Source organism: Rhizobium sp. SL86 (assembly GCF_026672545.1).
Taxonomy (GTDB): Bacteria; Pseudomonadota; Alphaproteobacteria; order Rhizobiales; family Rhizobiaceae; genus Neorhizobium.
The window spans coordinates 61608-77481 of sequence record NZ_JAPPRJ010000005.1 but is presented as its reverse complement, the minus strand read 5'-3'; the positions used below and the strand labels follow the sequence as shown (position 1 = coordinate 77481).

The following is a 15874-nucleotide window of genomic DNA, read 5'->3' as shown; positions in this document are numbered from 1 at the left end:
ACCATGGCCGGTCACTTCACCGCAAGGGCGTCGACGAGCGCCTTGGCCTCAGCACCGGTTTCCGCAACAATTTTCGCGGTCACTTCGGCAGCGATGGCGTCGAAAGGGGCTGCCTGCTCGGGTGTAAGCCGGATCACTTCCTTGCCCGGCATGGCTGCGATTGCCTCGATGCCCGATGCAGCCACCTTGAGCTGGCTTTGCTGCCCATTAAGCGATGCCTGTTTCCCGGCTGCTTCGACGGCAACCTTCTGCTCATCGCTGAGACCCTGCCAAGAGTCGCGGTTCATGACGATGAAAAAGGGTGAATTGGTCGTCTTCATACCGAGCGTCACATAGTTCGCGACCTCGCCGAGCTTGAAGGCCTTGGTCGCCGTGCCATCGATCATGGCCGCGTCGATGACGCCGGTCTGCAGCGCGTTGTAGACCTCGCTCACCGGCATCGACACGGGCGTTCCGCCCCAGGCCTCGACGAGAAGACCGGAGTTGCGCGAGGGAACACGGATCTTCATCCCCTTGACGTCGTCGATCGTCCGGATCGGCTTCTTGGCGCTGTAGAGAATGTTCTCGGCGCTGGACCACAAGGCAACGAGCGGCGTCCGCTTGTATTCGGATTTCAGCAGGTCAAGGTGGTTCCAGAGTTTCTCAGTGCCATCTGTCTCTGCCAGGACGCCCGGAAGCTCGGCGACAAGCGTCAACGGGAAGTTGGAAGCGGTGTAACCCGGAAGACTGATTGACAGGTCCGCAACGCCGTCAACGGCGCGGGCATATTGCTCGGCGGGTCCGGCCCCCAATTCTCCACCATTGTAGAGCTGGACCTTCACTTCGCCCTTGGTGGCCTCTTCCACGGCCTTTGCAAAAGGCTCGAAGGTCGAGGCTACATAAGGATGCGTCGGGGCCATGAAGTTGGCGAACTTGAGGGTTTCGGCCTTCGCCGCCGTCAGGCCGAGCCCGAGGCCCAGGAAAGCCCCAGCTATTGCAGTCATCTTGCGCATGTCTTCCTCCCAAATGAGACAAGATTGATGGTGCCGGCCCAACTCTTGCCGTCTCAGGGGCTGCCATACCAATTCAAAGCCGAGGGAGTGCTATAAGGTTTGGCTATGCTGCCTGGCCGGAGCGGACACTTCGGACAACAGATCCAGCATCAGCTTCTGCGGTTTCGTCGGCGACCATGTGTGCCGGGTGGTGATCCCGATCGGCCGGACGAAATGTTCAGTCGGAAACGGCAGCATGAACAACAAGCCATGGTCGGCCTCACGTTCGGACTGGTGGCGGGAAATGCAGCCCAGATGTTGGCGGTCGGCGAGGAGCTCGCGCATCAGGAGCAGGGAGCCAGACTCGATGATGCGCTCCGGCGGATCTCGGCCATTCTCTATGAATAGGGATTGGAACTGCTCCCTGGCCGGCGTGCCGCTACGCGGCACCACCCATGGAAAACTCAAGAGATCATCGAAGCTCGGTGTTCGCAGTCCAACCAGCGGATGTCCCGAGCCTGCGATCAGGGCGAGACGATCGTGAAACAGGGTTTGCTGGACGACATCGCCGATCGGCAGGGGTTCGCGCAATGCGCCGATCAAAAAATCGATCGTACCCCGGCGCAGGCCACCCAGTAGTTCGTCGTAAGGGCCGTCCAGAATGGAGACGGGATAGGTGGGACGTGCCTGCCGGAAGCGGCTCAAGGCGCGGGGCAGGAGCGTCGAGCGGGCGAGAGGCATGGCACCGATCACGATTCTGCCGGCTTCTCCCCCATCAAGTTCGGCCAGCTCGACATCGGCCTGATCGAGCTCGTACATCGACAGACGGGCGGCCTGAATGGCTGCCTGGCATGCGCGCGTGGGGATGATGCCGAATGAAGTGCGCTCGAACAGGCGCCGCCCGGCTTCCAGCTCGACTTGCGTCACCGCGCGATGAACGGTCGGTTGCGCCAGTCCGAGTTTATTGGCCGCCAGAGTGAAGTTTTCAAACTCCCCGACCGCAACGAGGGAGAGCAACTGGGCATAGCTCAGCGTTATCTTCAGTCGTGGGGAGATATCGGCAAGGGCGGGATCGATAAGCGAGAAGGCTGCTTCGATTCTATGGTGCAGGAGAGTGCCTCTGTCGGTGAGGAAGAAGCCGTGCGGCGTGCGGGTAAACAGCGCACCGCCGGTTTCTCGTTCCAGTTTTCCAATCGCCTGGGTGACCGCCGGCTGGGAGATGTTGAGGGCAAGGGACGTTGCCGTCAGTGATTTTAGGTCCGCAACTGCTGCGAACAGCCGCAAGTGGCGTAGATTACGCGAAATCAGAGGCATTCGAGGATCCTGTCGGCCCGGACCGTCAGGCTATTCGCTCCAGCCTCGACGTCCAGATCCGCGAGCTTCCGCTGCCATTCGATGGTGCTCCGGCTCATCCAGTCAGGAAGGCCCAAGGCTTTCAGCGTCTTGCAAACCTCTTCCATCTCGGCTGCACGCCGTTCGCCGTGTAACAGCATCCGCTCTAGATTGTAGGAGGCCCTGGCAGACCAGTCGATCCCGGGGTCTGATGCCTTCAGGGAGGCCAGTACCGCGTCTTCCACGCCGGCGCGGCGCGCTGCAAGGAAGCATTCGCCCGTCAGGGCTTCCAGCCCTTTGATCATGACTGAACGCAGCATCTTGATTGTGGATGCGTCGCCGACGCGCGTGCCAGCAATCTCGGGCCGCATGCCCAGTTCCAGAAGAAGATTTCGGGCAGGTTCAGCCATTTTGCCGGCGAGCAGGATTGGTACCTCATGCCGCCGGGGATAGACCGGCGCCATGACCGCCATGTCGACATAGCTGCCGCCCACCGCTTCGATCACAGCTGCTGCCTTGATCTTCGTTTCAGGCGCGCACGAATTTCCGTCCAGCCACAGGCTGCCCGGTTCGAGATGGGGGGCGCATGCGATGGCAGCCGCAAGCGCTTCGTCTGCCGTCACCAGCGAAATCACGAGACCGGCACCCGCGAGAGCCGATCTGGGATGATTGTTTTGGCTCGACCCCGGCTTCCGCGCATCGAGCGCGGATGAGGTCACGATTTTCGGGGTTTTCCAGTCCGCGATCATAGGTGCGCAGGCTGGACCGCCCGTTGTGGCGCCAGCTTGACGCAATGGCATTTGCGGCCTCGCCAAATCCGATCATGGCGATGTCTGGAAAGGCCGTCGAGTGCTCCGTCATTTCATCCTCCTGGCAGACAATGCAACTTGGCAAATCCGACGTTTGAATTCCATCCGTTATAGCTCCAACTTATGGCTTGGCGCTGCCTTTCGATTTGATCTCGACGGGTGCGAGCGCGCATCCCTGTGACCGGGAAAAATCGGGAGTCTGTAAGATGTCCAAGGAGAGTAACGTGGCCAAAACAGCACTGGTGATCAGCGCGCATGCGGCGGATTTCGTGTGGCGATGCGGCGGTGCGATCGCGCTCCATGCAGCGATGGGATACAAGGTCACCGTCGTCTGCCTGTCTTTTGGTGAAAGGGGCGAGTCGGCAAAGCTCTGGAAGCAGCCGGGCATGACACTGGACAAGGTCAAGGCGGCGCGCCGGGCTGAGTCTGAAAAGGCTGCCAAAGCGCTCGGTGTTCACGATCTCATCAGCTTCGACCTCGGAGACTATCCTCTCAGGCTGACCGACGAAGACAAATATCGTCTGGTCGACGTCATTCGTGAGGTTCAGCCGTCCTTCATGCTCAGCCATTCGCAGTATGACCCCTACAATACCGATCACATGTATGCGACGCAGGTGGCACTTGAGACTCGGATGATCGCGCAGGCCTGGGGTCACAACCCCGGCCAGAAGATTCTCGGTGCGCCGCAGCTCTACCTCTTCGAACCGCATCAGACCGAGCAGATGGGATGGAAGCCCGATGTTTTCCTCGACATCACCTCGGTCTGGGACAAGAAGCGTGCCGCGATTGAGTGCATGGAAGGTCAGGAACATCTCTGGGAGTTCTATACCCGGGTGGCCGAAAATCGCGCCAATCACTTAATGCGCAATTCCGGCGGACAGTCTGGTGGACGGGCGGCAAAATACGCCGAAGGCTTCCAGTCGGTGTTCCCGCGCACCGTCGACGAACTCTAGGATCCCGAGCGCGGATCCTGATTATGCCGGGAGGAGATGATCTATGACCATGCCGACAAACCCATCCTTCGACATTGCGCACCTGGCGCATGTCGAAATGTATACCGACAAGTTCGAGGAGAGCCTCGATTTCTTCACACGTGTCTACGGTCTGAAACTGTCCGGGAGCGACGAAACCTCTGCCTATCTACGGGCCTGGGACGACTACGAATACTGCTCCCTTAAGCTTACCCGATCCGATCGCACGGGGCTTGGTCACGTTGCCTATCGGACCTCCAGCCCGGAAGCTCTGGAACGACGCGCAAAGATTATCGAAGCCTCGGGTTTCAAGGTCATCGGTTGGGTCGAGGGTGATGAGAGCCATGGCCGGGCCTTCCGCTTCGAGGATCCCTTCGGTCATGTCTTCGAGATCTACTGGGAAACAAGGTGGTACGAAGCCCAGGATACGGGCGAGAAGGCGGCACTAAAGAACACGGCTTCTTCCTTCACCGGTGCGGCTCCCCGCCGACTCGATCACCTGAATCTGTTGAGTTCCGATGTTCGGGAGTTTCGCCGTTTCATGGAAACATGCCTTGGTGCGCGCGTCACCGAAATCATCCAACTCGACAACGGACGGCTCGGTGGATGCTGGTTCACCATCAACAACAAGACCTATGACCTTGCCTGCACCGAGGAACACGGCGGCGGCGTCGGCCGTCTGCATCATGTGACCTATGCGACCGATCAGCGCGAGGATATTCTCCGGGCAGCGGACATCTTCCTGCAGAACGGCGTGCACATCGAAACCGGCCCCCACAAGCACGCGGTTCAGGGCACCTTCTTTCTCTATGTCTGGGAGCCGGCCGGCAATCGCGTCGAGCTCGCCAATGCCGGAGCACGCCTCATCCTTGCGCCCGATTGGCAGCCCATCGTCTGGACCGAGACAGACCGGAAGAAGGGGCAGGCCTGGGGTCTCAAGACGATCGAAACATTTCATACCCACGGCACGCCGCCGGTAAAGAAGGAGCATTGAGCATGGCTGTCGTCGTCCAGAACATCGAACGCGTTTCGCGTGAGGTCATCGACAGGCTCGCTGGCGCGGGCGTTGCGACCGTGCACGAGGCGCAAGGGCGGAAAGGGATGCTGGCGAGCTACATGCGGCCCATCTATTCGGGCGCTCAAATTGCCGGTTCCGCCGTCACCATTTCTTCCCCACCAGGGGACAACTGGATGCTTCACGTGGCGATCGAACAGTTGAAGGATGGCGATATCCTGGTGCTCGCACCGACCAGCCCCTGCGACAACGGCTACTTCGGCGATCTCCTGGCGACCTCGGCCACGGCGCGCGGATGCCGGGGACTGGTGATCGATGCCGGTGTGCGCGACATCCGCGATCTCACTGCCATGGGGTTTCCAGTCTGGTCCAAGGCCGTTTCGGCCCAGGGTACAGTGAAGGAAACGCTGGGCTCGGTGAATGTTCCCATCGTCTGTGCCGGATGCCATGTCGAAGCGGGTGACGTGATCGTCGCGGATGATGACGGCGTCTGCGTGGTCAAGCGCGCGGAAGCCGAGACCGTTCTGGCTGCTGCCAAAAAGCGGCTTGCCAATGAGGAGGCGAAGCGGCAGCGTCTGGCTGCAGGAGAACTCGGCCTCGATATCTACGACATGCGGGGAACGCTGGCTGCCAAGGGGCTGAGATATGTCTGAAGGGCAGGGGATCCCCTGTCTCTGGATGCGGGGCGGCACATCGAAGGGGGCCTATTTTCTGGGTCAGGACCTGCCTGCCGATCCCGCAGAGCGCGATGATCTCCTGCTGCGCATCATGGGATCACCCGACTCCCGGCAGATCGACGGTATCGGCGGCGGAGATCCGCTGACATCGAAGGTCGCCATTCTCTCGGCCTCGACCAGAGACGATGCCGATGTTGACTATCTGTTCCTCCAGGTTTTCGTCGATCAGGCGCTCGTCAGCGATGCGCAGGGATGCGGCAACATTCTCGCAGGCGTCGGTCCAGCGGCCATCGAGCGCGGCCTCGTTCCCGTCACTTCCGATGAGACGGAGGTGCGCATCCACATGGTCAACACCGGCGAGATCGCGCTTGCGCGGTTGCAGACCCCGAACGGTCGCGTATCCTATGAGGGAATGACGGAGATCTCCGGTGTGCCAGGGCGCCACGCAGCGATCCCGCTGCTGTTCCAAAACACGGCCGGCTCCATGTGCGGCAGTCTGCTGCCAACGGGGCAGGAGCTCGATGTCATCGAGGGTGTTGAAGTGACCCTGATTGACAATGGAATGCCGTGCGTGATCATGCGCGCTTCGGACTTCGATCTGTTGGGAGCGGAAGTTCCGGAGGAACTTGAGAAGAACCGGGTGCTGAAGGAGCGCGTCGAGGCCATTCGGCTGCTGGCTGGCCCGATGATGAACCTCGGCGATGTCAAGGCGGCCTCCGTTCCCAAGATGGTCTTGGTCTCGGCGCCGACCGGCGGCGGAGTGATCTCAACCAGAAGCTTCATTCCCCACCGCGTTCATACGAGCATCGGCGTCTTTGCGGCCATCTCGGTGGCGACTGCTACGCGTCTTCCGGCAAGTCCAGCCTATTCGCCTGCGCGGCAGCCGTTCGACGGCCGCTACCAGATCGAGCATCCGACGGGCTCCATGGAGGTATTTCTGGATATCGACGCCACTGGCACGCAACAGGCCGCTGGCTCTGTACGGACGGCACGCAAACTGCTGGATGGACTGGTATTCCCGCGACCTTCTGTATAGCCTTGCCACAACAGCGTCAGGCGGGATTATTTTTTTTTGACATTCTAATACCCAAGTTGCGGCACTTTTTTAAGTCTCCGAGCAACTTGGCTCCCGCGATGCATTTTGCCGCTACTCAAGTCGCGTACATGAGAGCGCCTCCGCATAATCGTCGAGGAGCTTTTTGTGTTTGGAATCAGTCAGCGGCGGCCACCCAAAAGCGCCCCAAGCGCCAAATGTCAGTTCCGGCTACTCCTGTGGGCCCCTTGATCATTGTGTTGCCGGACGCATACTGGTGGCGAGGTTTCCTGCCTGCGATGAAGTGTTTTGGAGTGTTCATGATACGTGTGAGCCTGCGTGAGAAAAACAAAGAAGATAAGCTTCTCCGTATCAAGAAAGCTGCTATCGACCTGTTTTTGTCCAAGGGATTCGACGATACGACAACCCGTGAGATCGCCGCGCAAGCCGGTGTCGGCATGGGAACGGTGTTCGTTTATGCAGAAACAAAACGCGACCTTTTGTTCCTGATCGTCAACGACGGGCTTGAAGCCTGTGTGGCGGCGGCCCGCGCCACGATCCGCCCAGAATATTCACTGTTGCGCAATCTGTTGATCATCCTGCGACGGCATTACCAGTATTTCGCGGAAAATCCGGTGCTGTCGCGGGCGGCATTGCGTGAGATGTATTTTTACCAGTCCGGCAAGCAGGCGGAACGGTTTAACCGGACACGTCACGCCCTGCGTCATCTGCTGATCGATCTCATTCGTGAAGCGCTGGAAACAGGCATCATCACGTCTACGGAGGAGCCGGAGTTGATCGCCCAGACCGTGTTTGCCATCTACCAGGTCGATCTGCGCATCTGGCTGTCTGAGGATCGGCTGGATCTCGAAGGGGGTACGGATCGGCTGCGGCGGCAGATTGAAATCGTGTTGAAAGGCCTTTCTCCCCAGCCCTCAGCACTGGCGCTTCCCGGATAATTACGCCGTCAATCCGTCATTCTCAAAAAATGAGCATGATCAAATTGACAACGGAATTGCGTTATGCAATTTTTGATCACGCTCAATTTTCTGATGGAGGTCGGAGATTGAGGTGATGCCGGAACGCCATGTTCCGGCGGCGGGACACAAGGAGCGTGTCCCCTCGGGAGGATATAAATGAACACGTTGTATGCGGCGGCCAGCAATGGCCGTGGCGCCGCGATTGCGGTTGCGCCCAATGGTGGGCGTCGGCTGAAAGCCGATCATCCGGCCTTGCCGCTTTCGTCTGCGGAGCTTGCGGAATGCGCTGCGGAATGCCTTGAGGCTGGCGCAAGCATGATCCACATCCACGTGCGCGATGATGCCGGGCGTCATTGTCTGGATGTGGAGCGCTACCGCGCCGCCATTGCCGCCATTCGCGCAAGAGTGTCGGATCGTCTGATCATTCAGGTGACGACGGAGGCGCTGGGTCTTTTCACGCCTGCCGAGCAGGTGGCACTGGTGCGCACGCTGCACCCCGAAGCCTGTTCCATTGCGTTGCGCGAAATCGTGCCGGATGCCACGCATGAACGCGATTTTGCGCAATTGCTGGAATGGATGAAGCGCGAGCGTATCTTGCCGCAAATCATTCTCTACGACCGGGCAGACCTTGAGCGGCTGGAAGAGATGCTGCGGCGTGGGCTGATCCCAGCGCAGGATATTCCGGTTCTCTTCGTGCTGGGGCGTTACACAAAGCACCAGCAATCCAGCTCGGCCGATCTTCAGGAATTCCTCAAAGCATCACACAGCTTTGCCCATTGGAGCATGTGCGCATTCGGACAGGATGAGGCCGCCTGTGCGGTCAGCGCCGCGCTTTTGGGTGGCAATGTTCGCCTCGGCTTTGAAAACAACCTTCTTCTGCCCAATGGTACCGTGGCGGCAAACAACGCGGCGCTGATTACGCCTGTGCGGGAAAGCTTGCGCCTGTTGGGCCGCAATCTTGAAACAGCTGAAATGCAGCGTGCGGCGCTGGAGACGATCTGGTGACTGCGACCAAACACAATCATGGAGAATGCTGATGTCGGCACCGACTGGTGAATTGACAGGACCACGATCACTGGAAAACGCAAAGGCTTGGATGCGCGATCGTCTTGCCAAGCGCATCCATCCGCTGGGGCTGACGGATCCGCAAGCCACGCTGCAAACCATTGATACACTGGAAGGGCTGGATGGGGCGCGCTGGGCAAAGGCATGGATCGCCACCGGAAATGCCTTTAAGGCGAAGGCAGACGCTTTGCTTTCCTCCGGCGATACGGCTGCCGCAAGAGATGCCTATTATCAGGCTTACGGCTTCTACTTCCTTGGTCGCTTTCCCTGCCCGAACCACCCGGGCAAGGAAGAAAGCTACCGTCTGGAGCTTGAAGCCTACGCCAAATTTGGCGCGCTGGCCGATCCGCCAATCAAGCCGGTCAGCCTACCCTTCGATGCGCCAGACGCACTTTCCAACGAGATCCGGTTTTATCTGCGCAAGCCAGCCGGTGTCGAAAAGCCACCTGTCGTCATCATGTGGGGCGGTGTGGATGCCTGGAAGGAGGAGATGACCGAGCTTTCCAACCAGCTCGTCGCGGCTGGTATTGCCACCATTGCCATGGATAATGTCGGGACCGGCCAGTCGCCGATCAAGGCGCGTCCCAATGGCGAGATCCAGTTCGCGCCGGTCATCGATTGGGTCATGCAGGCGGCAGATCTCGATGGAAGCCGTATTGCGCTGATCGGGCGGTCTTTCGGTGGGCACTGGGCCACCAAGCTTGCGCATCTCATGCCGCAAAAGCTGCGTTGCGCGGTCAACTGGGGCGGCGGCGTGCATTACATGTTCCAGCCGGAATGGGTGGAAGCATCCCGTTATCCTGACAGTTACCTGATGGAACTGGTGGAAACCCGCAGCCGCATGCTGGGGGCGAGGAATGATGCCGAATATGTGGAAGGCTTCCGGGTTCTTTCGCTGCTGGATCAGGGACTTCTTTCGCAGCCTTGCGCTCCGCTTCTGCTGGTGAATGGCAAGGAAGACAAGCAGTGCCCGATTGCCGACATCCACCTGCTGCTGGAGCACGGCAGCCCGAAATCCGTTCGCTTGTTCCCAGGCGGCCATATGGGCTTTGGCCCGCACACGGTTCCCACGATTGTTTCGTGGGTCGGCAATTACCTGAAATGATGGGAGGGAGACTGCCATGAGCAATTGGCGGCTGATGATGCCAACCACGGAGGCCTATCTGCTGGATAAGGTTCTCTACGAACTCCACCACAAGCCCGATGATCTGGCTGCCTACAATGCGGATAAGGATGCCTATCTGGCGCGCTTCAAGCTCACCCCGGAAATGGCGGCCATGATCAGCGGCAATGATGTGGCCGGTCTCTATGAGGCAGGGGTTAATCCCTATTTGCTGCGCGCCCACTGCATCGGTGTGCGCATTCCCGAAGATGTATCGCTCGCGGCTCTGCGCGGCCTGATGAAAGAAGGAGATGACAAATGGCTGAACTGACCGGAATCTACACGGCAAGCCATACGCCCGTCATGCTGAATTTCCCGGATCGTATTCCGGCGGATCTGCGCACCGAAATCTTCGGAGCCTATGAGGCCATGGGCCGCGATTTCGAATCCGGCAAGCCGGATGCACTGGTTGTTCTTTCCAATGACCATCTGCACAATTTCTTCCTGAATAACTTCCCGGCTCTGTGCATCGGCGTGGGTGAAAGCTATGAGAGCCCGATCGAGCATTGGTTGAAGGCCAAGCGGCGGGTGTTTGCCGGAAATCAGGCCTTTGGTGCCTATCTTCTGCAGGAGGCCCTGCAGGCGGATTTCGATCCTTCCTTCTCCATGGAAATGGTGCTGGATCACGGCTCGCTCACCCCGCTCGAACTTGCGGGGCTGGACCCGGATCTGCCGATCGTGCCGATCCTGTTCAATTGCGTGCAGCCGCCCATGCCAACCATGCGACGTTGCTACCAGTTCGGAAAATTCCTTGGCGATGCGATCCGCCGCTATGATGGCGTGGAGCGCGTGGCCATTCTGGCGACCGGCGGTATCAGCCACGATATTGCCACGCCGCGCATGGGCATGGTTAACTGCGAATTTGATGAAACCCTGCTCCAGCTTCTCGAAGCAGGCGATCCGGATGCCGTGGTCAAATATGCGACCGAGCAGGTCCACACAGCGGGCAATGGTGCAGAAGAGATCCGCATGTGGATGGCGGCGCTGGGGGCCGCTGGGGGCCTTCCCTTCCGGCGTGCCTATTATCGCGCCGTGAATGATTGGTACACCGGCATTGGTATCGGTCATTTCGGCCAGAGCGAACTCGCAGCCGCGACGGGCAACCATGGCTGAGAAACGCAAGGCGCTCATCATCGGCGGCGGTATTGCCGGCATGTCGGCAGGTATTGCACTTTGCGAGGCAGGCCTTGCCGTCGATCTCTGCGACCAGGACCCGCAATGGCGGGTCTATGGGGCGGGTATTACGATTACCGGCCCAACGCTTCGCGCCATGGGCAGGCTCGGCATTCTCGATGCGGTGCTTGAACATGGCTACACCGCCGATGGCATCGACATCTGCTCTGCCGATGGCAAGCCGCTGTTCAGCATCGATACGCGCAACGACGCCCTTGGCGATATTCCGACGGCCGGCGGTATCCTGCGGCCCACGCTTCATCGCATCATGTCCGAGCGCTTTCTGGCCCTGAACCCCACGGTCATGCTTGGCGTCACGGTGGAAGCAATCGAGTGGCATGGCGATCTTGCCACTGTGCGGTTGAGCAACGGTGCGTCTGCTGCCTACGATCTGCTGGTGGGGGCCGATGGCATCTATTCGCGAACCCGTCAGCAAATGTTCGAGACGGCGCCTTTGCCGCGCTATGCGGGGCAAATGTGCTGGCGCCTGATGATGGAGCGCCATCCCTCCATCGTGCGGCGCACCTTCTTTCTCGGTGGGCCTGCGAAGGTCGGTCTCAATCCGGTCGCGCCGGATCAGATGTACATGTTCTACCTTGAGGCCCAGCCAGAGCCGGTCTGGCGTAACGAGGCGGATCAGTATTTGGTGCTTCGTGAGTTGTTGCAGAGCTATGGCGGCATTCTGCGCGAGGTGGCGGAGGGTCTGCATGAGCGTTCCAACATCATCTGCCGGCCGCTGGAAACGGTTCTCGCCGGTGAAACCTGGGTTCGGTCGAACACGGTGCTGATTGGCGATGCCGCCCATGCCACGACGCCGCAGCTGGCATCCGGTGCCGGAATGGGCATTGAGGATGGCCTTGTGCTGGGCGAGGAAATAGCCCGCCAGTCACATGTTCCCACTGCGCTTCAAAGCTTCATGCAGCGCCGTTACGCGCGCTGCAAACTGGTGGTCGATTCCTCTCTGGAAATCAGCCGCCTGGAACGTGAACGCGCCGCCCCGCAAGCCCAGACGGCGGTGGTCGAAAAGGCGCTTGCCGCGCTGAATGAGGAGTTTTGAGCTTATGTTCGTTAGCGTCAACGATCACAATATTCATGTCGCGCTCCACGGTAACGCGCATGATCCGGCACTGGTTCTGCTGCATTCGCTCGGCACCTCGCATGAGGTGTGGCAGGAGCAGGTGCGCGCATTCAGCAGCACGCATTACGTCATCTGTCCGGATTTTCGTGGCCACGGCCTCAGCGATCTTTCCCGCACGCCTGTCACTATCGAAGTGCTAGCGGCGGATATAGTCGGCCTTTTATCGGAGCTTGGCGTGCAAAGCTTTCATCTGGCCGGTATTTCCATTGGCGGAATGGTTGCGCAATGCATGGCGGCCACGCTTGTGGAGCGTGTGCGCACATTGACCGTGTTCGATACCAGCATCGTCAGCCTTGCCCCGCAAATGTGGAACGACCGTGCGGCAAAGATCCGCGCCGATGGGCTGGCTTCTATCGCCGGTGGTGTTCTGGCGCGATGGATCACCCCGGCGGCGGTTGACACACCGCATGGCAAGGGGCTTGCCACCATGCTCGCCCGCATGTCTTCAGAAGGTTACGCTGCCGGTTGCGATGCACTTGCCATTGCCGATTGCCGTCAGCACGCCGCGCGCCTCACAATGCCGGTTTCGGTCGCCGTGGGTGAACTGGATGAAGCCACGCCGCCCACGGCGGGCAAGGCGCTGGCGGATGCCATTGCCGGTTCCCGGTTCACCATGATTGCAGGTGGCGCCCACATTCCACTTTTCGAGCGATCGGATGCCGTGAACGAGATCCTTGCGCAGTCAATCCGGCAGGCTTGAGTGCGCGAGGCAGGGCTTTGGACACGGGCAGCAGAGGGAGGAAACAATGACAATCGCAAAACCTGCATTGCGGATAGAGGACCGGCGCTTTCTGACAGGGCAGGGGCGATATGTCGATGACATCGCGCTGCCACGCCAATGTCATGCCGCCATGGTGCTGTCTCCACACGCGCATGCCGATATTGTGTCCATCGACACGAGTGAGGCCGAGGCAATGCCCGGCGTGCTGGCTGTTCTGACCGGGCATGACGTTGCGGCAGATGGGCTGGGCAGCGTGCCGCCATTCTTCATGCCTGAGCTTTGGGGCGGACCGCCAGGTTATGCAACCATGCGGCCTTTGCTGGTAATGGACCGGGTTCGCTTTGTCGGCGAGCGGGTGGCCATGGTCATTGCCGAAACGGCGGATCAGGCCCGCTCTGCGGCTGATGCGGTGATGGTGGATTATGCCGAGCGCCCCGCCGTGGTGGATGCGCAGGCGGCGCTAGACCCCAAAGCGCCCGTTCTGTGGGAGGATTGCCCCACCGGAAATCGATCCGTGACCCTGAAATTCGGCGATGCCGAGCAGACGGCAAAGGCTTTCGAGGCGGCACATGTCGTTGTTCAACGCCGTTTCGTCAGCGGCCGTGTTGCGCCGTTTTCGCTGGAGCCACGCGGCTGTATCGGTGACTACAATGCGGGCGAGGATCATTATACGCTGCATACCAGCTCGCAGGATCCGCACGGTTTTCGCCGTATCCTTGCATCGCTCGTCCTCAACATTCCGGAAGCGTCATTGCGGGTTATCTCACCCGATGTCGGCGGCGGCTTCGGTCTGAAGGCGCATATGCACCCTGAAGATGGGCTGGTTCTCTGGGCATCGCGGCGCGTGGGCCGGCCGGTCAAATGGATCGCGACACGCAGCGAAGCCATGCAGACGGATACGCAAGGACGGGGCCAGACGGCGCATGCCGAGATGGCGCTCGATGCTGCGGGCCGCATTCTGGGGCTTCGCGTTCGCGCCTATCACAATCTGGGCGCCTATTTCTGGGGCACCGCTACGCCGCCGCTTTTCTTTTCCATGCAGCTTCTGCCGGGCACCTACGTGATTCCCGCCGTCAATCTGGAAACCAATGCCGTCTTCACCAATATCGCGCCGCTCTCCGTCTACCGTGGAGCGGGTCGGCCTGAGGCGGCGTTTGTCATCGAACGGCTGATGGATGAGGCGGCCTCGACGCTGCGGCTCGATCCGCGTGAAATCCGGGCGCGCAATTACGTGTCTCCGGAGCAGATGCCCTATGCCAATGGGGCAGGGCTGACCTATGACAGTGGTGATTTTCCGCGCCTTGCCAATGAGTGCGCGGAGCTTGCCGATTGGGATGGCTTTGCCGCGCGCCGCGTAGCAAGCGAACGGGCGGGGCGTCTGCGGGGCCGTTCCATCACCTCCTATATCGAGGTGGCAGGCGTTATGAACGAGCGGATGGAGATCCGCTTTGATCCGTCCGGCACGCTGACGATTCTTGCCGGAACCCATTCGCACGGTCAGGGTCATGCCACCGTGTTCAGCCAGCTGGTGTCCGAATGGCTCTCCATTGACATGAAGGACATTCGCTATGTTCAGGGCGACACCGACAAGGTGCTGATCGGCCGAGGCACTTTTGCGGCCCGCAGCTCCATGCTGGGCGGCACTGCACTGCGCAAGGCGGCGGACGATCTCATTCTGAAGGCGTCAAAAATGGCCGCCGTTCTCCTGAAAGTGGAGGAAAGCGACATCGAGTTTGCCGATGGCCTGTTTCGCACGCGCAACTCCAACCAAACCATTTCGCTCAAGGAGGTTGCACGGTTCTTCTACCTGCCAGCCGGTCCCGTCATGCGCTTTTCACTGGGGCTTTACGGGGAGGGAACCTCGGCGGGCAAACCCGGCGCGCAGCCGAATTTTCCAAACGGCTGCCAGGTCTGCGAAGTCGAGGTGACGCCGGAAACGGGTGAGATCCACATCGATCGCTTCATATGTGTCGATGACGTGGGGCGAGCGCTCAACCCGATGATTTGTGAGGGGCAAATCCATGGCGGCTGTGCGCAGGGCATCGGTCAGGCGCTGTGCGAGGAGATGGTTTATGACGAGAGTGGGCAGCTTACCACCGGCTCGCTGATGGACTACTGCCTGCCGCGCGCAGAGCATATGCCGTTCATCCAATCCAAACTCATCGAAATTCCAAGCGCCACCAACGTGTTGGGTGTCAAGGGTATTGGCGAATCCGGAACCATTGGAACGCCTGCCGCTATCGTCAACGCCATTCTCGATGCCGTGCGCCCCCTCGGTGTCACCGATCTCCAGATGCCTGTGACCGCTGGCCGTCTTTGGGATGCGATCCATTCGGCTGCCAGCCAGCGCGATGAAATGAAAGGAAGACAATCATGAATCTTGAGGGAAGTTTCTTCGTACCCCGTCCGCGTGCGCAAGTCTGGGCGCTTATCAACGATCCCGAGGTTCTGCGCCAGGCCATTCCCGGCTGCCAGACGCTTGAGGCCGTCGATGACGGATATACGGCAACGGTTACGGTTTCCATTGGTCCGGTCAAGGCAAAGTTCAGCGGCCGGGTGCAGCTTCTCGATGTGCAGGCACCAGAAAGCTACCGTATCGCTGGTGAAGGAAATGGTGGAATAGCAGGCTTTGCCAAAGGCGGCGCCAATGTTCGCTTGCAAGAGCAGGACGATGGCACCATGGTACATTACGCGGTTGATGCAAGTGTGGGCGGAAAGCTCGCGCAGCTCGGTGGACGGTTGATCGAATCCACATCCCGCAAGCTATCCCAGCAATTCTTCGATCGCATTTCCGACATCGCCACAGCAGCGTGAGAGCGACCCCGGG

The 15874-nt window shown here is 59.9% G+C and carries 16 protein-coding genes; 13 read left to right on the top strand and 3 right to left on the bottom strand.

Features of this window, described 5'->3' with window-relative positions:
* Positions 1 to 11: 11 nt before the first annotated feature.
* From OU993_RS18570 to OU993_RS18560, 3 genes are all read right to left on the bottom strand, one after another.
* A complete protein-coding gene (locus OU993_RS18570; protein ID WP_268160005.1) occupies positions 12 to 992 on the bottom strand; it encodes a TRAP transporter substrate-binding protein in 981 nt (326 codons plus the stop codon).
* A gap of 90 nt (positions 993 to 1082) precedes the next feature.
* Positions 1083 to 2285, bottom strand: coding sequence for a LysR family transcriptional regulator (locus OU993_RS18565; protein ID WP_268160003.1), 1203 nt, complete (start codon positions 2283 to 2285; stop codon positions 1083 to 1085).
* Positions 2276 to 2938, bottom strand: coding sequence for a DUF1932 domain-containing protein (locus tag OU993_RS18560; RefSeq protein ID WP_268160001.1), 663 nt, complete (start codon positions 2936 to 2938; stop codon positions 2276 to 2278). The genes OU993_RS18565 and OU993_RS18560 overlap by 10 nt, the downstream gene beginning before the upstream one ends.
* Before the next feature lie 380 nt (positions 2939 to 3318).
* On the opposite strand from OU993_RS18560, the gene OU993_RS18555 reads away from it, so the two are divergent.
* The 13 genes from OU993_RS18555 to OU993_RS18495 all read left to right on the top strand — a co-directional run bounded on the left by OU993_RS18555 (position 3319) and on the right by OU993_RS18495 (position 15861).
* A complete protein-coding gene (locus OU993_RS18555; RefSeq protein ID WP_268160122.1) occupies positions 3319 to 4065 on the top strand; it encodes a PIG-L deacetylase family protein in 747 nt (248 codons plus the stop codon).
* A gap of 49 nt (positions 4066 to 4114) precedes the next feature.
* Positions 4115 to 5077, top strand: a complete 963-nt coding sequence (locus OU993_RS18550; RefSeq protein ID WP_268160120.1) for a VOC family protein — start codon at positions 4115 to 4117, stop codon at positions 5075 to 5077.
* Positions 5078 to 5079: 2 nt separating this feature from the next.
* Positions 5080 to 5751 (top strand): 4-carboxy-4-hydroxy-2-oxoadipate aldolase/oxaloacetate decarboxylase, encoded by a 672-nt coding sequence (locus OU993_RS18545; protein ID WP_268159999.1) that lies wholly within the window; start codon positions 5080 to 5082, stop codon positions 5749 to 5751.
* Entirely contained in the window at positions 5744 to 6811 is a 1068-nt protein-coding gene (locus OU993_RS18540; RefSeq protein ID WP_268159997.1) for a 4-oxalomesaconate tautomerase, read from the top strand. Before OU993_RS18545 ends, OU993_RS18540 begins: the two co-directional genes overlap by 8 nt.
* A 317-nt stretch (positions 6812 to 7128) precedes the next feature.
* The gene (locus tag OU993_RS18535; protein ID WP_268159995.1) at positions 7129 to 7767 is read left to right on the top strand and encodes a TetR/AcrR family transcriptional regulator; all 639 of its coding nucleotides are present in this window, start codon (positions 7129 to 7131) and stop codon (positions 7765 to 7767) included.
* A 177-nt stretch (positions 7768 to 7944) separates the two neighbouring features.
* Positions 7945 to 8793, top strand: a complete 849-nt coding sequence (locus tag OU993_RS18530) for a 3-keto-5-aminohexanoate cleavage protein (protein ID WP_268159993.1) — start codon at positions 7945 to 7947, stop codon at positions 8791 to 8793.
* A 31-nt stretch (positions 8794 to 8824) separates the two neighbouring features.
* Positions 8825 to 9958, top strand: coding sequence for an alpha/beta hydrolase family protein (locus OU993_RS18525; RefSeq protein WP_268159991.1), 1134 nt, complete (start codon positions 8825 to 8827; stop codon positions 9956 to 9958).
* 16 nt (positions 9959 to 9974) lie between these two features.
* On the top strand, positions 9975 to 10286 hold the full coding sequence (locus tag OU993_RS18520) for a subunit of meta cleavage enzyme (RefSeq protein WP_268159989.1): 312 nt from the start codon (positions 9975 to 9977) through the stop codon (positions 10284 to 10286).
* Positions 10274 to 11128 carry a 2,3-dihydroxyphenylpropionate 1,2-dioxygenase gene (locus OU993_RS18515; RefSeq protein ID WP_268159987.1) on the top strand — a complete coding sequence of 285 codons (855 nt, stop codon included), beginning with the start codon at positions 10274 to 10276 and terminating at the stop codon, positions 11126 to 11128. Before OU993_RS18520 ends, OU993_RS18515 begins: the two co-directional genes overlap by 13 nt.
* Positions 11121 to 12245 carry an FAD-dependent monooxygenase gene (locus tag OU993_RS18510; protein ID WP_268159985.1) on the top strand — a complete coding sequence of 375 codons (1125 nt, stop codon included), beginning with the start codon at positions 11121 to 11123 and terminating at the stop codon, positions 12243 to 12245. Before OU993_RS18515 ends, OU993_RS18510 begins: the two co-directional genes overlap by 8 nt.
* Positions 12246 to 12249: 4 nt before the next feature.
* A complete protein-coding gene (locus tag OU993_RS18505; RefSeq protein ID WP_268159983.1) occupies positions 12250 to 13026 on the top strand; it encodes an alpha/beta fold hydrolase in 777 nt (258 codons plus the stop codon).
* Between the two features lie 46 nt (positions 13027 to 13072).
* Positions 13073 to 15424 (top strand): xanthine dehydrogenase family protein molybdopterin-binding subunit, encoded by a 2352-nt coding sequence (locus tag OU993_RS18500; protein WP_268159981.1) that lies wholly within the window; start codon positions 13073 to 13075, stop codon positions 15422 to 15424.
* Positions 15421 to 15861: a CoxG family protein gene (locus OU993_RS18495; protein ID WP_268159979.1), complete on the top strand. Its 441-nt coding sequence runs from the start codon at positions 15421 to 15423 to the stop codon at positions 15859 to 15861. Before OU993_RS18500 ends, OU993_RS18495 begins: the two co-directional genes overlap by 4 nt.
* Positions 15862 to 15874: the final 13 nt, after the last annotated feature.